The sequence below is a fragment of the Rhodopirellula sp. JB055 genome (genome assembly GCF_043100905.1).
Lineage (GTDB): Bacteria > Planctomycetota > Planctomycetia > Pirellulales > Pirellulaceae > Rhodopirellula.
The window spans coordinates 1-23,601 of record NZ_JBICHO010000192.1 but is presented as its reverse complement, the minus strand read 5'-3'; the positions used below and the strand labels follow the sequence as shown (position 1 = coordinate 23,601).

19 protein-coding genes are annotated in these 23,601 nt (G+C 56.4%); 10 read left to right on the top strand and 9 right to left on the bottom strand.

All coding sequences use genetic code 11. The features are described 5' to 3' along the window. Positions 1–45 precede the first annotated feature (45 nt). The 4 genes from ACF8AM_RS07890 to ACF8AM_RS07875 all read left to right on the top strand — a co-directional run bounded on the left by ACF8AM_RS07890 (position 46) and on the right by ACF8AM_RS07875 (position 4,639). A complete protein-coding gene (locus ACF8AM_RS07890) occupies positions 46–1,002 on the top strand; it encodes an ATP-binding protein (protein ID WP_392555111.1) in 957 nt (318 codons plus the stop codon). Between the two features lie 40 nt (positions 1,003–1,042). Next, on the top strand, positions 1,043–2,182 hold the full coding sequence (locus ACF8AM_RS07885) for a hypothetical protein (protein WP_392555110.1): 1,140 nt from the start codon (positions 1,043–1,045) through the stop codon (positions 2,180–2,182). Between the two features lie 145 nt (positions 2,183–2,327). Then, the gene (locus ACF8AM_RS07880) at positions 2,328–3,623 is read left to right on the top strand and encodes an HD-GYP domain-containing protein (RefSeq protein WP_392555109.1); all 1,296 of its coding nucleotides are present in this window, start codon (positions 2,328–2,330) and stop codon (positions 3,621–3,623) included. After that, complete coding sequence (locus ACF8AM_RS07875) at positions 3,614–4,639, top strand: hypothetical protein (RefSeq protein WP_392555108.1); 1,026 nt, start codon at positions 3,614–3,616, stop codon at positions 4,637–4,639. Before ACF8AM_RS07880 ends, ACF8AM_RS07875 begins: the two co-directional genes overlap by 10 nt. A 119-nt stretch (positions 4,640–4,758) precedes the next feature. Here ACF8AM_RS07875 and ACF8AM_RS07870 read toward each other — a convergent pair whose 3' ends face one another. Continuing rightward, positions 4,759–5,220 carry a bacterioferritin gene (locus ACF8AM_RS07870; protein ID WP_392555107.1) on the bottom strand — a complete coding sequence of 154 codons (462 nt, stop codon included), beginning with the start codon at positions 5,218–5,220 and terminating at the stop codon, positions 4,759–4,761. A 417-nt stretch (positions 5,221–5,637) separates the two neighbouring features. Here ACF8AM_RS07870 and ACF8AM_RS07865 point away from each other — a divergent pair, with 417 nt between their 5' ends. Further along, positions 5,638–6,408 (top strand): toxin-antitoxin system HicB family antitoxin, encoded by a 771-nt coding sequence (locus ACF8AM_RS07865; protein ID WP_392555106.1) that lies wholly within the window; start codon positions 5,638–5,640, stop codon positions 6,406–6,408. An 83-nt stretch (positions 6,409–6,491) separates the two neighbouring features. Further along, positions 6,492–7,520, top strand: coding sequence for a helix-turn-helix transcriptional regulator (locus tag ACF8AM_RS07860; protein ID WP_392555105.1), 1,029 nt, complete (start codon positions 6,492–6,494; stop codon positions 7,518–7,520). Positions 7,521–7,578: 58 nt separating this feature from the next. Here the strand turns inward: ACF8AM_RS07860 and ACF8AM_RS07855 are convergent, their stop codons facing one another. Both ACF8AM_RS07855 and ACF8AM_RS07850 read right to left on the bottom strand, forming a co-directional pair. After that, positions 7,579–8,436 (bottom strand): dihydroorotate dehydrogenase electron transfer subunit, encoded by an 858-nt coding sequence (locus ACF8AM_RS07855; protein WP_392555104.1) that lies wholly within the window; start codon positions 8,434–8,436, stop codon positions 7,579–7,581. 84 nt (positions 8,437–8,520) lie between these two features. Further along, positions 8,521–9,573: a transglutaminase family protein gene (locus ACF8AM_RS07850; RefSeq protein WP_392555103.1), complete on the bottom strand. Its 1,053-nt coding sequence runs from the start codon at positions 9,571–9,573 to the stop codon at positions 8,521–8,523. Between the two features lie 250 nt (positions 9,574–9,823). Between ACF8AM_RS07850 and ACF8AM_RS07845 the strand changes: the two genes are divergently transcribed. Together ACF8AM_RS07845 and ACF8AM_RS07840 are read left to right on the top strand one after the other, a co-directional pair. Further along, a complete protein-coding gene (locus ACF8AM_RS07845) occupies positions 9,824–11,641 on the top strand; it encodes an NADPH-dependent assimilatory sulfite reductase hemoprotein subunit (protein ID WP_392555102.1) in 1,818 nt (605 codons plus the stop codon). Continuing rightward, entirely contained in the window at positions 11,638–12,072 is a 435-nt protein-coding gene (locus ACF8AM_RS07840; RefSeq protein ID WP_392555101.1) for a GyrI-like domain-containing protein, read from the top strand. Before ACF8AM_RS07845 ends, ACF8AM_RS07840 begins: the two co-directional genes overlap by 4 nt. Positions 12,073–12,215: 143 nt before the next feature. On the opposite strand, the gene ACF8AM_RS07835 is transcribed toward ACF8AM_RS07840, so the two are convergent. Next, complete coding sequence (locus tag ACF8AM_RS07835) at positions 12,216–12,416, bottom strand: hypothetical protein (RefSeq protein WP_392555100.1); 201 nt, start codon at positions 12,414–12,416, stop codon at positions 12,216–12,218. A 249-nt stretch (positions 12,417–12,665) separates the two neighbouring features. Between ACF8AM_RS07835 and ACF8AM_RS07830 the strand changes: the two genes are divergently transcribed. Beyond that, positions 12,666–14,486, top strand: coding sequence for an arylsulfatase (locus tag ACF8AM_RS07830; protein WP_392555099.1), 1,821 nt, complete (start codon positions 12,666–12,668; stop codon positions 14,484–14,486). Positions 14,487–14,488: 2 nt separating this feature from the next. On the opposite strand, the gene ACF8AM_RS07825 is transcribed toward ACF8AM_RS07830, so the two are convergent. From ACF8AM_RS07825 to ACF8AM_RS07805, 5 genes are all read right to left on the bottom strand, one after another. Continuing rightward, entirely contained in the window at positions 14,489–14,818 is a 330-nt protein-coding gene (locus ACF8AM_RS07825) for a hypothetical protein (RefSeq protein ID WP_392555098.1), read from the bottom strand. A 200-nt stretch (positions 14,819–15,018) separates the two neighbouring features. Further along, a complete protein-coding gene (locus ACF8AM_RS07820; RefSeq protein ID WP_392555097.1) occupies positions 15,019–15,831 on the bottom strand; it encodes a DUF2314 domain-containing protein in 813 nt (270 codons plus the stop codon). A 380-nt stretch (positions 15,832–16,211) separates the two neighbouring features. Next, positions 16,212–17,072, bottom strand: coding sequence for a DUF1206 domain-containing protein (locus tag ACF8AM_RS07815; RefSeq protein ID WP_392555096.1), 861 nt, complete (start codon positions 17,070–17,072; stop codon positions 16,212–16,214). 165 nt (positions 17,073–17,237) lie between these two features. Then, positions 17,238–18,443: an AI-2E family transporter gene (locus tag ACF8AM_RS07810; RefSeq protein ID WP_392555095.1), complete on the bottom strand. Its 1,206-nt coding sequence runs from the start codon at positions 18,441–18,443 to the stop codon at positions 17,238–17,240. 224 nt (positions 18,444–18,667) lie between these two features. After that, positions 18,668–20,350 carry a DUF11 domain-containing protein gene (locus ACF8AM_RS07805; protein ID WP_392555094.1) on the bottom strand — a complete coding sequence of 561 codons (1,683 nt, stop codon included), beginning with the start codon at positions 20,348–20,350 and terminating at the stop codon, positions 18,668–18,670. Between the two features lie 455 nt (positions 20,351–20,805). On the opposite strand from ACF8AM_RS07805, the gene ACF8AM_RS07800 reads away from it, so the two are divergent. Further along, positions 20,806–22,398 (top strand): DUF4153 domain-containing protein, encoded by a 1,593-nt coding sequence (locus ACF8AM_RS07800; protein WP_392555093.1) that lies wholly within the window; start codon positions 20,806–20,808, stop codon positions 22,396–22,398. The last annotated feature ends 1,203 nt before the right edge of the window (positions 22,399–23,601 follow it).

Sequence of the window (23,601 nt, the reverse complement as noted above, 5' to 3'; positions counted from 1 at the left end):
TGGCACCCGTCCATGTGACTGTTTGTCTGCGGCGGAGGACTGCCCGTGAGTGATCGCGTTCTGATTATCGAATCCGAGGAGAGTGCTCGCAATGAATTGGTGCAACTCCTCCACGATGACTCTCGCGAAGTCGTTGCAGTTCAGTCTTGCGACGAGTCCCTTCAAGAACTCGCCGTCGCATCGTTCGACTTGATCATCACCGAACTGCCAAAGTGCAAGACGCAAAACTCGGACTCTGGTGATGCCAGCTCGCCGTCAAGCGACGCGGGAACAGCCGCGATCCGCTGGGTCGAAAAACTACGTGAGCTTGCCCCGCGCGTTCCGATCATCTTGATCACGCGCGAAGGCGCCGAACCGGTCGCCGGTGAAGCCCTGATGCGGGGCGCGGCCACCTACATCCCTTTGCACCTGGCATCGGAAGGCCTGGTCGACACCGTTGAACAAGTCCTCAAGGTCAGCCGCTCGGCATCACAAGCCACCGACATCGACCAGTGCGTTTCGCGAATCAAATTGGAACTGGTCCTGCCGAGCCACGAGCAATTGGTTCCGGCAGTGATCGCGAGACTGGAACAGGAACTCGCTCAACTACACCTGTTCGACGAAATGACGTGGACCCAAATCGCAATGGCTCTCGATGAAGCCATCCTCAACGCGATGATCCACGGCAACCTGGAAGTCGAGTCGGCTCTTCGCGAAGTCGACAACGGCGAAGCCTATCAAGAAAAGATTCGGCGAAACCGCGAACAGCCTCCCTACAACGAGCGTCGAACCTATGTGACGCTGACGGCCACACGGAGCCAGGCCGTGTTCGTGATCCGCGATCAAGGCCTGGGTTACGATGTCTCGGCATTGCCCGATCCAACCGATCCAGCCAACCTGGAATCCATCGGTGGTCGCGGCCTACTGCTGATCAGTGCATTCATGGACGAAATCCATCACAATGAAGTGGGCAATGAACTGACGATGATCAAACGCAAGCGATCCGACAGTTCCGCGTCGTGATTGCCCCTCGGTCCGCCTCACCGTCCAGCTCGATACCGTTATGACTCCGGTGCATCCCGGCGATCGCTCTTCCGCAACCCTACTGCGTGAACAAGAAGCCATCGAGCAATCGATGTGCTTCGGGCGTTCGATTCGTTGGCCAGCTCTCCGAATCGCGGGCGTGGAAATCTCCATCGCCATGTCACTGCCGCTCGGCCTGTTCGCTGCCATCGCGTTTGGCGTGTCCGCCCATTTGACTGACAACACGTTCGCAACCAACTGGGGACGCCACGCTCAGTGGATGGCCTGGCTGCTCGGATTCTGGATACTCGGCCTGGCCGTGCAAACGGGAATCGCAGTCTGGCACCAACGCAACGGAAGAGTCCATCGTGGCGGTTGCATTGTCACGATCGGAGGCGTTTGGACCGCCCCCACGCAACGGCCTCACGGAATCTCGGTGTCCGGAGTGCTGATGACCTGGTCCCAGTGCATGTTGATACTGGGACTGGGGTCACTCGCAATGATTGGCATTTCTTTCTTGTCAACGTCCCAACCTCAGAACGGCAACCCGATCGCTTGGCTGGACGACCCTTGGGCTGCGGCGGCTTGGCTGTGGTGCCTACAAGGCATTTGGAACCTGCTGCCACTGCCACAATCATTGGGACGAGTTGGCTGGGCGCTGGTGTTCGCGCTCTTTGGCGGCGGCCCTCAACAAGACCCACGTACCTGCCTTCGTGCGATGCGTGCCTGGGTAATCTCGATGGCCCTTCTCACACTGATCGGCGGCAATCTTCTCCTGCACTCCACCGGCGTGACGTCTCAACCCGGCGGATTGGCCTGGCCGGCGGTTGCCGGTGTTGTCGCCTTGTCGCTGTGGCTGTTCACCTCTTCGGGATCCTCCGACCTCACCGCGATTTACGAATCGATCGTCCGGCGAGCCGACTACACCGAGGTCGGCGAACGAAACCCGATCGGACGGTTTCGAGGCCGGTTCAGCCCGATGGGAACTTGGCGCCGCCTAAGCCCGACGCAAAGAAGCTGTGAAACAACAACGCCTGCGCGAAGCCCTGGAAAAAGAACACCAAGAAGCCGACGACGCCGCTCGCGTCGACGAGATTCTGCAGCGATTGCACAGCGATGGCGTCGATTCGCTGTCCGATGCCGAACGCCAACTCCTTCAACGAGTCAGCGAAGCGCTTAAGAATGAGCGTCGCAATATTCAACACGAAATGGACGACAGAGACTAACCGGAACATCCCTCCTAATTGAACGGGGGGAAACACCATCCTCCGCTACCAAAACCCATTGATTTCCGACTCGCTGTCATCGAAGTGGTACGGTTTTGCATGACCGCTTCTTTCACCAGTTCGAAAACCGACATCGACCCGCTGCACGCCAGCGTGCTGGCCGGGATCTGCGTTGCCGAACGGGCTGCTAACGAAGCAGCCAACGTCACCGCCAGCCCTCACGAGGCGATGGAGCGAGTCAACAAGACACTCGTTCATGATATCGAGCAACTCTCGATCTCCCTGTCGGACAAGTTCGAAGAAATTCGACTGATCCATGACCTAACAGCCAAACTGGAACTGGAAAGCGATGCAAACGCGATTTGCATCGACATGCTGAAGCAACTCTCCGTCTGCGTTCCCTGGCGAACTGCCGTGGTCGAACTCTGCCCCGCCGATGCAGAATGCCTAGACGAAGAACCAGAACGACTATCGGTTGGCGACCCGATCGAAATCTCCGAACTGGAATCGATCATCGCGGCCGCTTGGCGACACACAGCCAAAACCGATGGCATCGTCCGCGACATCACCATTGTCAATCAAAGCGATGACCCTCAACTCGACAATCGCCGATTGATGATCTTGCCGATCCACCGCGGCGGCACTCACCTGGGACGCATGATTGCGCTCCGCACCCATGACCAACCGGAATTCAACACGGTTGACATCGACCTGGTGCGATCGGTGTTGATGATGCTGTCCATGCACTTGGTCAACCAACGCCAATACATCGAAATGCAATCGATGCTAGAGGGCATGGTGCGATCTCTCGCGTCTGCACTCGACGCCAAGGACGCATACACATGCGGTCACAGTTCCCGCGTTGCCGACTTGGCCGTCGCACTTTCGCGGCGTCTTGGAATGTCCCAACACGATTCGGACTCGCTTCAACTGGCAGGGATCTTGCACGACATCGGCAAGATCGGCATTGATGACTCGGTGCTTAAAAAACCCGGCGCATTGACCGACGAAGAATTCGATCAAATCAAGCAACATCCGGTCCTGGGCTACGAAATCCTCAAGGGGATCCGTCCCTTCCGGCACATCCTTCCCGCCGTTCGCCATCACCATGAATCTTGGGACGGCCGTGGATACCCAGATGGCCTCGCCGGCGAGAGCATTCCTCGAGCGGCACAGATTCTGGCCGTCGCGGACTCATTTGACGCCATGGTCAGTGACCGCCCCTATCGCAAAGGCATGCCACTGGACAAAGTCCGCAAAATCTTCTTGGAAGGTCGCGGCAAACAGTGGGCATCGGATGTCGTCGATGCTCTGCTAAGCAACGAGGAACTGATGATCCGCTTTGCGGAGAACTACCAAACGCCACCGGAATTCGACACCGCTGTATGTACCTGATCGCGGTTGACGAAGCCGGCTACGGCCCCAAACTCGGGCCGCTGGTTGTTGCCGCGACACTCTGGGAAGGCCCCGCGGAATCAACAACCTGGAACGACCAGATCGCGGCGACATGGGAAGTCATGAAATCGCCCGTGATGATCGACGGACAAAAGATCCGGGTCGATGACTCCAAACGCATCTTCCAAAGTCGCACGCAGCGACGTGGTGACACATCCCCTCTGGGCAACCTTCACCGCGTACTTTCTTTTGCCCATCGCGTGATGGGCCAAACGGAATCCACTTGGCAGGAACGCTTGCCGACACTGATCCCCGCCGATCTCGAATCAGTCGCCGTGGTCCCGTGGCTCGCGGAGATGCTACCGCCGGGCAACTGGCTGAAAGAACTGCCCGACGCTTGGTTAGATGAAACCACCGTTGGCCCAGCCATCGATGCCTGGGCTCTGCCCGAATGGAAACTCGCCGACGCGCGTGCCCGAATGATCACCGCAAAAGCATTCAATGCTTTCTGCGAACCTTCGCCAACGACCGGCAACTCAGCCAACAAAAGTGACCTGCTAGGAGAAACCAGCCTGGGCTTGGTCGCCTCCATGATCCAGTCCAGCGAACTTGGCTCTCACACCCACGGCCAAATCTTCTTTGACCGGCATGGCGGCCGACGATATTACGCGGGAGTCATCGCAGCCACGTTCCCGGATGCGGCCGTTCGCGTCGTGGATGAAACCAATCGCTGCAGCGTCTACGACGTGTGTACCCAAGACCACCAACTGCGGATGCACTTCACCGTCAAAGGCGATTCGTTTGTCCCCGTCGCGATGTCTTCCCTGCATGCGAAGTGCCTCCGCGAAATCGCGATGACGTTCTTGAATCGATTCTTCGCTGATCGCTGGGTCGGCACGGAACCCTTCCAACCCACGGCAGGCTACCCGGTCGATGCCGACCGCTTCCTCGATGCCGCTGCAACAACTATGGCGAAGCACTCCATTTCGCCGTCCGACCTCGTTCGATGCCGCTAGCTCCAACCGCCTGACCACGAGCGAGAGCGCATAAAAAATGGCACCCCCAAGACAGGGCTGCCATCGAACACTCGGCGACTTTGCAACAGCAGACCCGCCGTGCGAAAAAGCAGTTCCGATCAGCCCGACTTGCGGACAGGTTCACCGCTCATCGAGGCTTGCGACGCAGGCGTGTCACGCAGCAATTTGGTGTACTCATCGACGCCTTCTTGCTCTTCCTTCAGGATGTCTTCGAGAAACACAACCAAGCTGCGTTGCGGCTCGGCCAGCTCGATCGCTTGCGTGTACATCTCGACTGCCTTGGCTTCGAAATCGCGACTGAACTCGAGCACTTCAACCAAGTTCTTGCTCTGTTTGATCTCATTGCGAGTGGCAACTGGAACGCCACCCAGAGCGGAGATCTTCTCACCCACCAACTGAGCGTGACCGAAGGACTCCTTCGCGTCGCCCAAGAACTTGTCAGCGTAAACCTCTCGCCAAACACCTTCGATGATGAACGAGGCCTGGGAGTACTGAGCAACTCCCGTCCACTCGTGCTTGAGAATCTCGTTGAGCTGATTGATCAGCGCTTCATTGGCCATGACTGTTTCCTTTTGGTGTTCGGTGTGGGACCCGTTGAGCCGAAGTCTGCTCCGGCTTCCAGACTGGAGAGCTTCCCAAAATTCTACCGCACCGCCCACCCCGAATCGCATCGCTACGATGCGATCACTCACCTGGGAACCAACACACCAAGAGGCCGCTTCCAAAAAAATTGTTTCGAAAACTCGAAGCACCATTTCGAAGTGGACACTTCCAATTCGAGCACTCTTTCGATGCACAAAAAACAGGCAGCCCGCCAAGCCCCCGCCAGGAAAGGGCGTGCACAAAAAACAAGCAGGCAAACACAGGCGACGTAAGTCCCTTTGCTAGCAAAGGTTCCGCAGACGCGTTTGATCGGCCCGGAGGATGGCACCACGTCCCAAACGACCCGTGCACCTTCAGCCCCTTTCGCTCACGACATGACGTCATCGCCTTCCCGCCGCACTGATTCCACCGACACTCGACAAGCCTCCGTTTCGCGAGCGAACCAAAAAACGGTGGTCACGTCGGTGGATCCGGTTGGCGAGAGCGACACCCAGCCGGCTGTTTACGCCAGCGACTTGGCTCGGTCCACCGGCACAGCAACCTCCGCCACCAAGGGACAAGCCAAATCGGTCACGCCAACGACCAGCCCCATCCAGTTGTCGCCGTTCGATCCCGAGATGCCTTACGAGCACCGCCCACAGATGGTCCTGAAACTGGCGGCCGAGGCCTTCGCCCAAACCGGAAGCTGGGTCGTCTTTTACCGCGAGATCATGGGCTGCGATGGAGTCGTCTGGAAACTGTTCCCCGACGCCGCCCAACGAAGGCATTTCGAATCCACCCCCGAGTTCGCGGAACTGCTCGAGATCATGACCTCGATCCGCAGCCAAGACAATTCGAAGACCAAGGAGCATGAACCCGAGCGAGTGATCACCGTTCGCCTGCCTCGATCGATGCACGCGACCGCCGTCGAAGAAGCCAAAGAACTTGGTCTGAGCATCAACAGCTACTGCCTGACCAAGCTGCTGCAACCGATCAACAAACGCTTCACGCCACTGGAAGTCGGCCCCCGCCGCGGACGCCGACCGGGACCTCAGATCCAAGTCGAAAAAACCGCCGACGGCGAGATCACCATGCAACGAATTCGCGTGCCCGCGAAACAATCGGATTCGCCATCGAAAACGAGCCGCAAATCTCGCAAGTCATAGCCCACGCTTGGCGGCCCACCTCCGGCGTCTGACCAACCTGCTCACACCTTGCTCTCGACCATCTGACACCAGGCACCTTCGACGTGGCACGCAACGAACAACTGATCCGCCAACACAAGCTCCTGCAACTCCTCGAAGATTCACGTTTTGGCCGAACCCTGGACGAACTTCGCGGCGACCTGATCCTGGATCTCGGGTTGTCGACGCTTCACACCCGCACGGTCCGCCGTGACCTGGAGGCACTCCAAGGCGCCGGATACGACATCCAAAACGAAGTCCTCGAGCGTGGTCGAATCTATCGCTTGGGTCGCAACCACACCGCGGTCCACGAAATCGCATTCTCGGCAACCGAACTGATCGCGCTGTCGATCGGCCGCGAACTGCTCTACCCGCTAATGGGAACCCAGTACTGGCACGGCATCGAGACGTTCTGGAACAAAGTCCAAGAAGCGATCCCCGAAGGCGTCTACGAACACTACCAACGATACCGCAAAGTCCTCTACGTTTCCGGCACGCCGAGCAAGACCTACGAAGCCCAATCGGGAATGCTGAAGACGATCAATCGGGCGATCCTGGAACACCGCGTGGTCGAGATCAAATACAAACCGATCGGCCGCGAAGCCTCCGTGCGTCAGATCGAACCCTACGGATTGGCGGTTCACCAAAACAGCATCTATGTCGTCGCTGCTGCCCCCGAAGTCACCGACGAATCCGAACGACTCCGCAACTGGAAACTCGACCGGTTCACGCAAGCCACGGTGCTGGACGATTACTTCAAACCGGACCCCAAGATCAACCTGAACGAGTTCCTTGGCAAAAGCATCGGCATTTTTTCAGGCGACAGCAGCACGCCCGTCAAAATCCGCCTGGGCAACCGTTCGGCGTCGTACCTTCGCGAAGACCCCTGGCACCCCGAACAGAAGCTCGAGCCTGTCGACACAGAAGACCCTGCCTCTGACACCATCCTCACCGTCCCCGCATCGCACCCGCGCGAACTACTTCCAAAGGTCTTGGCTCTCGGCAGCGATGCTGAGGTACTGGAACCCGCCGAGTACCGAGAAGCAGTCGCCGACGTCGTTGGAAAACTCGCTCAGTCCTACAACGCCTCGTAGATCAAACCAAGCGTGATAGGTCAAACCAAACGAACGGAGTTCGGGCAGCACCGCCCACTCACTCCCACACGATCTTGCAAGCGTCGAAGATCGGACCTTCCACGCATGTGCGTTTGTAATCCCATTCGCCATCGTCTTGCTTGACCTTGGCCACACAAGAGAAACAAATCCCGATCCCGCAGGCCATCGGCGTTTCCATCGAAACCTGGCAATCGACACCGAGACGCTGACACACCTCCGCCGATTTTTCCATCATGATTTCGGGGCCACAGGTGATCACTCGAACCCGAGCTTCAGGCGTCTCTTTCTGGATGGCTTCCAATCGATCGGCCAGCACATCGGGAACTCGCGCGGCACGACCTTCCGACCCATCGTCGGTACAAGTGGTCACCTCAAACTCGGCCGCTCGAAAATCCTCGACACCCGCCAACAACGACGCTCGCCGAGCCCCGTAGATCAACTCGACGTCCTTGGCCCAACCGCGATGCTTTGCGTCTCGGCCCGCGGCCAACATCGGGGTCTGGCCAATTCCTCCCACTGCCATGATCAGTCGATCACATGCCCGATCGTCAAACCCATTTCCCAGCGGTCCCCACACGGTCACCATGGTTCCCACGGGAGCCTCCGACAATGGAACCGTGAGCGCTCCCTTGCGAAGGTAAATCAGATCAATCGATTCCGGTTGGCCATCGTCACCGGGGTGAACATCGTAGATCGCAAACGCGCGACCGATCAGCGGAGCATTCACGCCCGTCATACGGATCATGACAAATTGGCCCGGACGAAAACTCTGAGCAATCTCGGGCGCGGCCACGCGAAGCAAATGCGTGTTCTCCGCGATGGCTTCGTTGCGGATCAGGGGCGCATCGACACGCACCATCGCGTCGGCGTAATGGGCAGCGTGCAAGTTGGACATGTGCTCACGGGGTCAAGACTCGAAACGATTCACTCAGCCCGTGAAGTGTACCGCCACGTCGCCTATTCCTCCAGGACGCCGCCCTCAAGCACGCTCGCGAATAAATTCGACTCGCGGCGCCTTGGAGCCTTGGCGATCGCACCGAAAGAATTCAGCGACGTAACGCACCGGAGTTCGCTGCTCCGGCACCCGGAACCGATCGCCCTTCTGCAGGACCGGACGAGCTTCTAACATCCCGCCAAATTGCTCCGTCCCTGCCGCCTGGCACGGGTACCAAGTCCCCGCCAACTCGCCGCGATCAGCCTTCGCCCCCTTCGGCTCCATGTAAAACTCGGGATAGCAATGACCGGGAATCCAGACCATCCGCGCGGGAATGCCAGCGTTGCGACACAGCGCCACAAACAAACTGGTCATGTCTTCGCAGTCCCCTTCGCCCGTCTTGAGCGCGTCCGACGCATCGCGAATCGGACCTTCAACGTATCGCACTTTGTCACGAACCACATCGTAGATCTGACGCACTTTTTCCCAAGACGACTCCGGCGCATCGCCAGCCAATTCGCGAGACAACGCCCGGATCGCAGGGTTCGTTGCATCAATCATGGGGCTGTTTCCCATGTACGCCCGCAACTGGCGAGGCAAACGTGCCGGAACCGTCAACTCTTCTGTCTCGGTCGGCGCGATGATTGGCTGGCGAACCGTTTCCATTTCCAGCTCGACCTGAACAGAACCGCTGGACGTCAACCGGGGAATCGTGACGACAACTTGCCGCGCCCCGTCCAAATCCCGAATCGCGACATTGCCAACTCGCCCTTCAACCGTTCGTCCCACAACCGAAACGGTCTGCTCCGGCCAATCCATGAACACGGGAAAAGTGGCCAATCCCGAAGTGAACGTCACCGGCGTGTCGATCTTCACGCCTAAACGCCAACGAGTCGTCTGCGGTTTTGTCAAATCTATCGGAGCCGCTGCAACCGCCGAACCTGCCCCCGGATCCGCCTGGGCCGGCGACGCACCATCCTGGGCAAATGCACGTCTGGCTGGCATCGTCGCTCCTGCCGCGACGAACGCTCCCATGCTCGAGCACGCGAAAGACGACAAACAAACGCGGCGATTCATCAATGTCCTTGGTTCAGTCATGCCTTCATTCTAGCTCGCAACACGACTGAACCAAACGATTTTTCCTAGTGGTGTGTCACGACTTGTTTTTAGGGCAGTGGACGATGAACCCTTCCTCTGAACCTTGGCAGACCACTCGTTGCCCGAGCATCATCTCAGCGTCCCCCTGCCACTGAACCGCCAATCGATGCAGGAATGGATTCACGCAAGCCCAGCTCACTGGGGAAACTTGACAACGCATCTGGGAATGCCCTAGAAACATGCACGACTGATGCATCTTTTAAGTTTTCATGCGACCCAGGTTTCAGGAAAGTCATTGATGGCGGCGGAAAAACCCAAGAAGTCCAAGGTAGAACTCATCAAGGAAGCCAGCGTCGGGCTGCGTGGAAAGATCGTGGAGGAACTGGCCGACGCGACCACCGATCATGTGGAAGACGCCACGACCAAATTGCTGAAATTTCATGGCACGTATCAGCAAGACGACCGAGACCTAAGAAAATCACGTCGCAAAGAGGGCCTGGGCAAGGCCTATTCGTTCATGGTCCGGAACCGAATTCCAGGCGGAAAGATGACCGCCGCGCAGTTCCTTGGCGAACTCGACATCGCCGATGAACTCGGCAACGGCACGATTCGAATCACCACGCGACAAAGCATTCAATTGCACGGAGTTGTCAAAGACAACTTATGGGGTGTGATCCACCGGATCAACGAAATCAAACTCTCCACCCAATCCGCGTGCGGTGATGTGACACGCAATGTCTGCTGCTGCCCGGCGCCGCTGCGACAGAACAAATTACGCGATCAATTGCAACAGCTCGCCGACCAGATCGCCGTTCACGTTCGTCCCACCACCGGTGCCTACCACGAAATCTGGATCAAGGATTTGGAAACGGGCCATCGTGAACAGGTCGCTGGCTCGCCAACCGAGGCGGAACCCGATCCGATCTATGGAAACGCTTACCTGCCTCGAAAATTCAAAATTGCGTTGGCTCTCTGCGAGGACAATTGCGTTGACATCTATGACAACGACCTTGGGTTGCTGGGCGTGACGGAGGGTGACCAGTTGATTGGGTTCAACGTGCTGACCGGCGGCGGGATGGGCACGACCCCAAGCAAGAAAAACTGCTTCCCGGCTCTCTCGAAACGTTTGACCTTCGTGACACCGGATCAGGTGCTGCCAATCATCACGGCAGTCATCATGGTGCAGCGAGACTTTGGCAACCGAGCCGATCGTAGCCAAGCGAGACTGAAATACACGATTCACAACATGGGGTTGCCGGCGTTCAAAAAGAAGGTCGAGGAATACCTTTCCGAAGCGGAATCGATCTGCGGCATGCCGACGGGTTTGCTGCCACGTCCACTGCCTGAACCGCATCCCGCCGATGTGACCGGACACGACGACCACATGGGATGGCATGAACAAGGTGACGGGAAATGGTTCCTGGGCCTGCCTATCGAAAACGGTCGCGTCAAAGACGATGGTGACTTGCGACTGAAATCCGCGTTCCGCGTGCTGTTCGAAAACCATGTGACCAATTGCAGATTGACGGCACAGCAAAACATTCTGCTGTGCGACATCGAACCAAGCCAACGCGAAGTGATCAATCAAGCCCTCGCGGATCACGGCGTCATGACGATGGAACAAATCAGCAACGCGCGACGCTTCTCTTTTGCCTGCCCGGCGCTGCCGACCTGTGGCCTCGCCGTGACCGAAAGTGAACGCGTGTTGCCAAGCGTGATTGATGACATCGAAACGGAACTAAATGACCTCGATTTGGCAGACGAACAATTTTCCATTCGCATGACCGGTTGCCCCAACGGATGCGCCCGCCCCTACAACTCGGACGTTGGTTTGGTCGGTCGCAGTATGGACGGCAAAACCGGCGAAGGTCGCTACACTGTGTTTTTAGGCGGCAATCTTCGAGGCAATCAAATGGCATCGGTCTACAAAGACCAAGTGCCACGTAGCGAAATTGCTGCCACGTTGCGACCTGTGTTTCTGCACTTCAAAGAGCATCGCCAACCCGGCGAAAGCTTCGGTGACTTCTGCGATCGAATCGGCGTGCAAGCGTTGGGAACTCCATCATGAACATTGAAACCCTACCAGCACGAACGCTGTACGGCATTGAAACCCGAACTTCCAACGCCACACCGCAGGACATTGCCGCTCTGTGGCAGCGGTTCACCAGCGAGAACCTTGCGGACGACATCCCGGATCGCGTCGACGACAATCTGATCGCAGCCTACTTCGACTACGAAGGTGACCATACTCAACCCTTCACGTTCTTCCTCGGGTGCGAAGTCATCGATGCCTGTTGTGCCGGGGATGACTTCGTGCTCCGCGAACTACCGGTCGCCGACTACGCAACCTTCCGCGCTCGCGGCGAAATGCCACAAGCCCTCATCGAAACATGGCAAGAGATTTGGAGCAGCCAACTGAACCGCAGCTATCTCGGCGATTTCGAAATCCACGATCCATCCCGACCACAAGAAGTCGTGGTTCACGTTGGAGTTGAATGATCACCCAAAGGTTCCTACTCGAGGATCCCGACGGACGTGGCTGCAGCCTGTTGATCGAGCCAACCGGAGTGTGATCGCGTTCAGTTCGTCTTCAACAGACGACCAAACCAATGCAACTTGCTTGCGAAGGATTGAGATCCGACTCAGTCATCGCATTTGGATTGGTTGATCGCCGTCTTCAGCCTCTGCAGAATTTCAGGAGGACTGAACCCTGCCTGAATGCAAACGTAGCGCAGTGACTTGCCAGCGCAACTCGTGTCCAGCTTGCACTCGTTGAACACATGTTCTGTCTCAGGATGTTCCACCATCCACTCCGGGATGCTGCTGTCGAGATCGCATATCATGCATCCATTCTAACCCAGTGCACGTGGTCTCGAAATCAATCTTGTCTGCCTTCACCATTGTTGATGTTCGAGTCCATCCTGCCTACCATCGCCCCACCCCCACCGCATTCCCCGCCCCAGAGAATCAATATGTTTCAGCTTCCGAATAGAGCAACGCTTCCCCGGAATCCCTTCGGCCGCTGCCGAAAATTTGCACGCTCGATCGGGCCCCGAGCAACGACACTCCTGATTTGGTGTTGTGCGGCACTCATGAACCAATGCTTCCTACCGGCCTCGCTGCGAGCAGATTCGAGTGCCCGCCCCAACGTGATTGTGGTCATGACCGATGACCAGGGATACGGCGACTTTTCTTTCAACGGCAACCCCTACACTCAAACGCCCGCCATCGACCGACTGGCATCTGAAAGCGTTCAACTCACGGATTTCCATGTCGCTCCGATGTGCACGCCAACTCGCGGGCAATTGATGTCTGGCTTGGATGCGTTTCGCAACGCCGCGATCAACGTCAGCAGTGGCCGAACGCTGTTGCGGCATGACTTGAAAACAATGGCCGATGTATTCCAAGACGCTGGCTACCGAACCGGGATCTTTGGAAAATGGCACCTCGGCGACAACTATCCCTTCCGTCCCGAAGACCGAGGTTTTGACGAAGCCTTGTGGTTCCCTTCTTCGCACATCAACAGCGTCCCCGATCACTGGGACAATGATTACTTCGATGACACATACATCCACAACGGAAAACGTGCCGCGTATTCCGGCTACTGCACCGACGTGTTCTTTGACGAAGCCATCGCATGGGCAAAACAAACCAGCACTGAAGAGTCTTCCTTCTTCGCCTACATTCCGCTGAACTCCGCCCACTGGCCTTGGTTCGTTCCCGATGAATATCGCGACCGAGCCCGACTGACACTCAGCCGAGACAAAGCTCTGCAACAGGAGCTCCAGCAGAAGCTCGACACCACGCCCAGCAACCTCGAAGACCTGATCAGCTTTCTGGCGATGGGTTTGAACATCGACGACAACGTCGGCAAGCTGACTCAGTTTCTGAGTGAATCCGGACTCGCAGAAAACACGATCCTCGTTTTCCTGACCGACAACGGCAGCACCTTCGGACACCACTACTTCAACGCAGGCATGCGGGGCAACAAGACCAAACTATGGGAAGGTGGTCACCGTGTTCCCTGCCTGATCCGCTGGCCCAACCAACTCGCCGCCCAAAAAATCGATGACCTGACACATGTGCAAGACCTTTTGCCAACGCTCGCTGACCTAGCCGATTGCGAGGAACACCTGCCCGGTCCACTGGATGGAACCAGCCTCGCGCCACGACTGCTCGGAGAAACCGATTCTCTGGCCGATCGGATGCTCGTGATCAACTACAGCCGAATGCCACAGTTCAAAGTCACCTACACCAAAGGCAATCCCGCCATTCCCCGGCGCAATGGTGCTGCGGTGATGTGGAAGAAATGGCGTTTGCTCGAAAATCGACGTCTGTACAAAGTCGAACAATATACTCACCAATACCACAACGTAGCGCAATACCACCCCGAAATCGTCGCGAAAATGCGAGAGCACTTGGCGACTTGGTGGGACGGCGTCAAGGACGATGTGATGACTCCCGAACGCGTTGTGATCGGCAGCGAACAAGAAAACCCTAGCTTGCTGACCGCTTGCGAATGGCTGGATATCTTTGTTGACCAACAAGTCCAAATCCGTCGGGGTGTGCTCAAAAACGGAGTGTGGCATCTGATCGTCGATCAACCCGGCACTTATGAATTCGCACTGCGCCGTTGGTCCAAAGAGTCGGGTTTGAAACTCGACCAATCCATTCCAATGAAGCAAGTCACGGACGGAACCTTTCCCGCTGGTGTCTCCCTGCCGATCAAGTCTGGCCGACTCAAGATCGGCGACTTCGACCAAACCAGCCCAGCGGATTCATCTGGCGAATCTATCACGTTCCGAACGCAACTCAGCGCCGGCCCTATCGAGATGCAAACCTGGATGCTCGACGGCAACCAAGATTCCATCTGCGGTGCCTACTACGTCGACGTTCAACGCGTCGAAGATTGACGTCACCTTCGCGTTCCAGGCAATCTCCCGAGCAATCCAAGCACAAGCCCTATCAAGCCAATCACCTGGGGTGCAAACATCCAGGCAATGCTGAACCAAGGGCTCGGATTGGCCGGGGGATTTCCCACGGAATAGCGAACCGCGGTGTAAATCCCCGTCAAAAAACCGATCACAAACGCCGCCACAAAGAAGTAAACGATCATCCAAACGATCGAAACGAAACCAACCCGCACAACCACGAAGAAACTGCCCCAGAAAGTCCTGGGGGCCTCTGCAATCGTATGGTTGTTGGCACTATCACCAACAGAATAGGGATTGGGATCGGCCGACATCAAAGAGATTCTCTACGAAAGTGCAAAACGGTTCCCCAAAACTCTATCGCCAATCAATCCATCAGTCACCCAATCGGCTCCTCGTGAACAGCCGGTGCCATCGGGAGTGACAGTGTCGCTTTTGCCACTCCCCGTCTTCGCCGCATGAAGTCAGACCAATTTGATAACGCGTGTTTGGGCCTCGGCGGACCCCCGAGTCATCAACCGTCCGCGCCGGCGTCTTTCAATCGAGCCATCACACGCTTCCACCCCAGGCACTTGGCCAGCGTGTAAGGAGTCATCCCATTGGGAGCCGCCTGGTTCGGGTCGGCACCATGTTCCAAACAAACATCGACACCGTCCAACGATCCCGCCAACGCCAACTGATGCAAGAACGTGTATCCGTTGTCGTCTGCTTCATGAACCAACTCCGGATTCTCGGTCAACGTTTCGCTGAATGAGTCTCGCATGTTGACCGACATGGGGTGCTCGCCTTCAGCAACCTTCGCATAGTCTTGCGGCTTGACCTCCGGATGGCTGAAACGAGCGAACAAACCTTTCTTCTTGGTTGCTGTCTCACCGATGTATTCGGGAGGCACCAGGTTGACCACTCCAACGTCCCCAAAATTGAATCCCCAAGCATCGTCATGCTGCTTGCGTTCGGAACTGCTCATTCGCGATCGCATCAAATCCACCGTGAAACCTCCGTACACTTCACCGGTGATCACATACATCCAATCGCACAATTGTCGCCCTGGAATCCGAACCCGATCTCCTTCGCTGACTGACTTCAAGGAAGTCGGAGAATTGATCAGTGTTCCTTCCACCTTGCGTCCATCAAAGCGAACGTCCATCAACCACATGTGTTCACATTCCAACGCATCGGGGTCCTCCGCTCGCACTTCAGGCGGATCGGTGAAAGTTGCCTTCACGGCCGCCAATTCCAACCCCGGAATGATGCGGCGAGACTCCCAAGACATTTCACGCCAAAAATAGCGAAACGTTTTGCGAGCCTTGGCCGCCGCTTCGTTCATCTCGGAATCGTTTCCGGGTGACTTGAAGACTGGAGAAGCTTCCGCTGACATGATCGAACCCCGACTTTGCTGATCGAAAGAAAATGGCACATGACGAATCACGATGGCGACAGCGTCTAACGCTCTCCCGCCAACATGGAAACTCGTCCAAGCCTCGAAGCTCTTTCACCAACACACCACGCGGTTTGCAAATCGGCATCAATCAGTGCCAGGGCGAAGCTGCTTGGAAGAACCCATCATACCCCAAATGGCCTGCAGAATGGGCCCCTGCAGCGGAATCGACGCCGCCGCACAGCGGTACCGAGAGTTTGACCCCCGCAAATTCGCGCCGAACCGCATGCCATCAGCTGGCTCTCACCTGAGTGGCGATGGAATGGAGCCTACCCATTCGAAACATTGAATCGCCGGTAGCATCCAAGCAGAAACATATGCACCGCGTAGGCCATCAAACCAAATCCGACGACACCTAATAGGATTCGACCGAACGTCTGGTCAGCGATGGCGGAAAGTGCGTCCCCCATTCCCGCGATTTCTCCATTCGCGGTGCCCTGCCATGCAGACTGAGCCAAAAACGATCCAATGATTGCGAAAGCGATCCCGCGCGTGATCAACCCCATGCGTCCCGCATGCAGCGCCGTCGTCCGAAACGAGTCACTCATTTCGGCCAACTGATACTTCGTCATGAACTTGGCTTGATAACCCTTCACCACAAAGTAAATCCCTACACCGATCGTCACGATCCCTGCGGCCCCAAGGACAATCCTCCCCGGCGTGCTATCCAGCAAGAATGACGCTTGCGAAGACTGACCGTTCGATGAACTGCCGACCCAGCCGAGCGACAACGACCCGGCATAGCAACCGAGTATCAAGTAGGCGATGCCACTGATCGCATAGCCGGTTCGCTTCACCAGCCCTTTTGCTTCTGTTCCTGCCCCTTCGGTGTCCTTGATTGCCTGCACCCAACGCCAAGCGGTGTACCCCAGCAACCCAATGGCGACTGCCCCCAACAGAAACTTTCCGTAAGGCTGCTCGCCAATTTCACGGATCGCATTGCGAGCCCCGCCAACCTCACCACCGGCTCCAATGGTGACACGAAAGGCGAGGAACCCAACAATGAAATACACGACACCCTTCGCGATATGGCCGGCCCTGCCGAGCGTTTCCACCCAAGACGGAACCTTTGGCAAACGAGCTTCTTGGAAACCATGCCAAGAGAAACGAGAGGTGGCGTTGGCGGACATGAATCAGGCCTCAATGGAACAAAGTGGATAGATGACGATCGCGTTGAACACGCAACGCTCAGACCGGAACACGCGATGACATCCGCGGTCAAACGAGCTGTTTCCTATCGTTCGCAAACCCCATACCGATCCCCATTCAGAACGACGCGAATGCGGGTTCCCGCTTCACGAGGTCGCCATTTCCGCGAGGGGTTGATCCTCTTTGATGGGCTCACAATCCTCCGTGCTGTCGTCGCATGATTCTTCCCCCAGAACAACGGCCAGCGGGAACGTCGATTCAAAGGCGGCGAAAATTTGGCGCATCATGATCAGCATTGGGACGGCCAACAGAACCCCCGGCAATCCCCACATCACGCCCCAAAACGCGACAGCGACAAGGACCACGATCGGACCGACTTTCAAAGTTCGTCCGACGACTGCGGGCGTGATGAATTGCCCCTCAATCGCGGTCACCAACCAGAACGCAAACGCGGTGAGGAGCGCTCGCGTCGAAGAATCGAACGCGCTGCCTGCTGCTAGCAACACCAGTGCGGTTGCTCCGAGCGGCCCGACATAAGGAATGAAATTGAACAAGCCGGCCAACACACCCCACAAGATCGGCGTGGGCATTCCCACTGCCCACATGACCAGCGTCGCCGCAACCGCCAACCCCAAATTGATCGCGCTGATCTGGGCGAGATAGCGACCGACGTTGTCTTGAATGTCTCCAATGGTTCTCAGAACGTTCTCTCGCCGCTCCTCATCAGGCAACACGTTCAAGATTCGATTGAGAAGATCGTCACCCGTGGAAAGCATGAAGAACGTCAGCACAGCGATGGCCATGATGAATGCCAAAACGCTGCCCGTTGTGTTGATCAAATACGAGGAATCAATCAACTCAGGCTGGTCCACTTGAATCTTCAACGTTTTCTCGACTCCGATCTCTTCTCCTGTCTGGCGGACCGACTCTTCCGCCTCATTCACCTCGTCGATCCTCTCGGTCAAAGAATCAAAGTTCCCGCGGAATCGATGCAAGCTTTCTGGTGCTCGGTCCATCCAAGTTTGCATGGGTGAATAGAGAACAGTTGCAATCAAGGCGATCGACATGAACGCCACCAAGATGACCAAACCACTGGCCAACGACTTCGGAACACCTCGTTTGCAAAGACGCGAAACCGCGGGTCGCAACGTCAGGTACGCCAGCACAGCGATTGACAAGGGCACGAACAAAGCCGCGCCCAGATACAGCAAACCGCAAAGCAGACAAATCGCGATCACGATCAGCCACGGATCGCTTCCCCTTGACGACGAAGGCAAATGAACGGTCGACTTCGTCCCGCCCCAATCAGCCGGACGGTCGATCCGTCTTCGCTGCTGAAACGAGTCGCCCATGGAAATTCAACGATTTGGAGTTTTGATACGAGGTAAGAGTGATGCTGCGTTTCGAAGGCCTCGAATCACAAAACAGTTCGACATCATCGGTTGCAAATCTCATTCCGATTGTGATCACCAATAGGAACCATCCCGGCAACAAAAACAGGCTCGAAGCCAAAATGGCCGCGAGCCTGCTCAGTCAATCATCCGTCGTTCACCAGTTCAGACTGGCATTCAACCGATCAGCGTTTGAAAATTCGCGTGGGTTCTTCCGCCGTGATTTTCGATGAAAGCGATTGGCTGGCCAATTGGGTTGTCAATCGAACCGAGCCTTCTCCATCACCTTCTGCTTTGACGGTGTAGGTCACTTCATCGCCCGGTTGCATTTTCTTGATGGGTGCAAACTGGACCTTTTGACCTTCTTCTTTCAAATCCGTTGGTCCATCAGCGGACACGAACTTCAATCCCTCTGGCAGTTCAGCGGTCAGGCGAACATTGTTGTCGATCGCGTCGCCTTCATTCCACACGGTGATGGTGTACGTCACTTCACTTCCATCTTTGACAGGGTCTTCGTCGTCAACAACCGTCAATTGCAGAGCGGGCAAACGCACGACCTTGGCACGGGCCATCGCAGTCGCAGTTGCACGCGTGGTCGCATTGTCTTGCGACTCGGCAGGGTCGACGGTGCAAACACTGGTTGCTTTCACCTTCGTAGGAATCTCGTCCAATTCACCAGTTCGAATGGCGTAATCAATCGTGGCACTTTGGCCAGGATTCAGTTTGTCAATCGTCAGCATTTCTTCAGCCATCTTGGGCGAATCATCCTGCTTCGATTGCTCACCGTTCTTGCCATTCTCCGAATTCGAACCCGACTGATTGTCCGATTTTGCAACGGTAGGCTGACCTTCAGGCTGCTTCTTCGAGTTGCTCTCTTGCGACTGATCGCTGGACTTCAACTGCGGTTCACTCAGATCCGCCAGGTTGGCTGCTTCTGGCCACATCAAGTTGATCCGAACATCTTCGGCAGGAGCATTGCCTTGGTTCGTGATCGTCGCGGTGAAGTGCGCGAGGTCATTCCCGTACAAACGATTGGGTCCGTTGACGTTGGCCACCAAGTCCGCCGAGACCACTTTGGTTTGCGTCTTTTGACTGCGCGAACTCAAGTCGCTTTCGTCTGCTTTTGCCACGGCACGACTGCCGAATTCACCGCTTTTTGCCGCATAGACGCGAGCCAAAAACTTACGAGTGTCACCGGCTTTCAGCCCATCGACATTGAACTTCAACTCTTTCTCGCCATCGATCGTCGCCAACCCATCACCAAGTGAATCCGTGATGGTGATTGGGCCAACATCGCCACTGCCGCCATTCTTCAGCGTGTATTCCACCTCGATGACATTGCAGCGGTTTGCCTCTTTGGGCGCAAACTTCGTCAGCTCCAATTGGGGCTTCACAGCCTCGCTGGTCAAACAAATCGCAGGTTTGTAGCTGACAACTTCCAAGCAACTACGGATCTCACCTTCTTTATCCGCAACCGCTTCGACGTCGAATTTTCGCGATTCGCCGGGCTTCAGCATTTGAATCACCATTTGATTCTTGCTGTTGCTGTTCTTCTTTTGTTTGCTTTCGGACTGCGACTTCTTCTTGTCCTGCTGTTTGCCCGACTGCGAAACGGATTCGATGGTCAGCCCTTCTGCGTTCTTCTGAGCCAACTTGACCTGGTGAAGCGTCACCGAGTCAGCAATGTTGGTGACCTCAACGGTGTATTGGAAACTCTCGCCGAGACGAACCTCCTCCGGCATCTGACTGGACACCTTCAAGAACCCATCGCCAGTCGACAAGGACGTTTGAGCTTGGGCGGTTGGAAGCAGGGAAGCGGAGCAGATGGCCGCTGCTGCGAAGAAGAGACTTCTTCTGAATGAAGTCATGACATACCTCTTGTTGATTGTGGAATCGTTCGGGAATTGAAGAACGTCGCCGTCTGACGACAGCACCGACCTCACGCAACGGCTATGCCAGCCACCAACTTTCTTCCATGAAGAACCGAAGAATCCTTCGGGTTCGGCGCAACGCTTGGTTGATGCAGCAACTTCCACACAAATCAAGCCAACGATTGATCGCTGAGCGCGCACGATGGACACGAATCAAACGCCACTTCCATCAACACAACCTTCCAAGCCGAACCTGCCGATCGGCGCCCACCCACCAGACCGATCGCGAAGCGACCAACGGTTCGAAATCCCGGTGATTGGCACTCCTGCAACCGTCCGGTCTATACTGAGATTGCCCGTGGCAGGTCCGTTCGCTCCAAAAGAATTGGCCAGAATAGGTGGCGTTGTTTTCAAGTGTCTCCGGGTCTTCTCTCACACGAAGGTGATTCGCAATGTCCAGCAACCTGAGCACCCCAGCCGACCCCCTGTCTGATTCTCCCTCGAATGTGGCGGGTGAAGACCGTGGGATTCCGATCCGCCTGGCAACCCGCGAGATCACGGCGGCTGTTGTTTGGACATTCGCTGCGGACGTGTTGATCTTTCGGCTGGCGACTTACTTGTCGATTGCAATCTTCTTGGTGCTGACGCCAATCCTCTTTCGGTACGCCGCCCAAAATTCACCTCACCGACGCTCGCTCGCCATTTGCGGGGCGTTGGCCGGTTTGGTTGCACTGAGATTGCTTTGGCAAGGATCTCCGTTGGCAATCTTCTCAGCGACGGTCTTGGTGGTTGCCATGTCGATGGCCGCTAGCGGTGTGGTTCCCTTCGTAATGGAAGGTTTTCTTTGGTTCGGCCGTAGCTTCGTCACGGGCATCGACCGTATCTCTCGCTACCGGTTGACCAGCCAAGCGATTGATCAAGTTCGCAGCCATCATCGACTTGCTTCGGTTCTGCTTCCCGTCGGCGCCGTGTTGGCTTTCGGAGGAATCTTCGTGATGGCCAACCCTGATTTGGTTTCCTGGGTCAGCGGACGCGTTCAGTCCGCCTGGAACCTCACTTTGGATTGGTTCAGCAATTTTTCCGTTTGGGAGATCCCGTTCTGCGTCTTGGCGTTGACGATCGGCGTGGGATTGATTCGCCCGCTCCGTCCGCATTTGCGATTCGGCGACCATTCGGAAAACCAACCCGCGGTCGCATCAGCGGAATCGGGTCTCTACTTCGCCTATCGCAACACATTGATCGCTGTCGCGACACTCTTCGCCGCCTACTTGTGCTTTGAATTTTGGACACTTTGGCGACGCGATTTCCCAGAGGGTTTTTACTACGCCGGCTACGCTCATCAAGGCGCCGCGTGGCTGACCATCGCTTTGGGACTGGCAACGGTTTCTCTCTCGGTCATCTTCGGACGCAGTCTGCTCGCCGACCCTCGCATGCCCAAGGTTCGTTGGTGGGCGTGGATCTGGTCCGCGGAAAACCTGCTGCTTGCCTTGGCGGTTTACAACCGTTTGCTGATCTACATCGGCTACAACGGAATGACTCGCCTTCGTATGGTTGGCCTGTTTGGGATCACCGCCGTCGCGATTGGTTTCGCTTTGGTCGTTTACAAGATCGCGACCACTAAGAATTTCTGGTGGTTGCTTCGCTCGCAGATGTTGGCGTTGACCATCGTCGTGATCGCCTACAGCGTGACGCCAGTCGACTACCTTTCCCATCGCTACAATGCTTCCCGAGTCAACTCGGGTTACTCCGCCCCGTCGGTGATGTTGGCCGTCAAACCGATCAGCGACGAAGGTTTGCTTTCCACCTTTTGTTTGCTCGAACACCCTGATCCGATCATTCGAGAAGGGGTTCAAGCTCGCCTGGCTATCCGCCAAGCCGAACTCGCAGCGTCAGGCTCGACTCATTGGAGCGAACAACAGGGCTCCACCCTACGACTCGTCTCAAGGCTGGCCGATCATCCGGAACTCGCCACTCGATTCGCGAGTCCCGTCGATCGCCAATCCACGCTGCAGCGTTTCAAAGACTACGCGATGCAGTGGTATTGAGCGTCAACATGGATCGATGGATTGAATCTCGGAACCTCTATCTCGGCAGCCCTGCATGAACAGAAATCGATGCCGTCCTCACTGAAACCTGGAACGAGTTTCCGCGTGAACATCTTCCCACAACGAATGTTGCATTCAATCCGCTTGCAACCAATGAAACGGGTTTCGGAACAGCAACGGTGTTCTCAACGGTTGGAAAGCGAAATCAGCGTTCTGCAATTGAGACAACACGCCCGATTCGACGCGATCGGGTTGACCACGTGGATAAGAACCAAAGGGGATTTTCTCACCCGCAAATTGAGGCGGTGCTGGTCCCGCCCCGAACGAAATGCCAGAGAATGGAAGGGAGCAATCCTCAACTGTGACAGGAGGAACAGGACTGCCGAACGGGACTTCGACAAAGCCATTCGGAAGAGGTGAGGTGGCAGTGCCGGACGCCAGCAGATTCCCGCACGAAACTCGATATCCCCCATTCGTGGAAAATCAAATGCAGTCAGCAGCGATCACACACCCAGAACTCGTTGATGCCAACGTAGGCCAGGTCCCACCTGGCAACCTCGCCAATGCTTTGGAACAAAGCGCGGCGTCCACCCGATTTCAACGCACCATCGACGTGGCCAATGAACCGGCCGATCACCATCGCCAGGTAGGACCTGGCCTACAACAGCGATCACACAATCAGAACTCGTTGATGCCAACGTAGCCAACGTAGGCCAGGTCCCACCTGGCAACCTCGCCAATGCTTTGGAACAAAGCGCGGCGTCCACCCGATTTCAACGCACCGTCGACGTGGCCAATCACCCCGCCGATCGCCAATCGCCAGGTAGGACCTGGCCTACAGCAGCGATCACACATTCAGAACTCGTTGATGCCAACGTAGGCCAGGTTCCACCTGGCAACCTCGCCAATGCTTTGAAACAAAGCGCGGCGTCCACCCGTTTCAACGCACCGTCGACGTGGCCAATCAACCAGCCGATCACCATCGCCAGGTAAGACCTGGCCTACAACAGCGATCACACATTCAGAACTCGTGGATGCAAACGTAGGCCAGGTCCCACCTGGCTACCTCGCCAATGATTTGAAACGAAGCGCGGCGTCCACCCGTTTCAACGCAACGTCGACGTGGATAATCAACCGGCCGATCACCATCGCCAGTTAGGACCTGGCCTACATCAGCGATCGCACAATCAGAACTCGTTGATG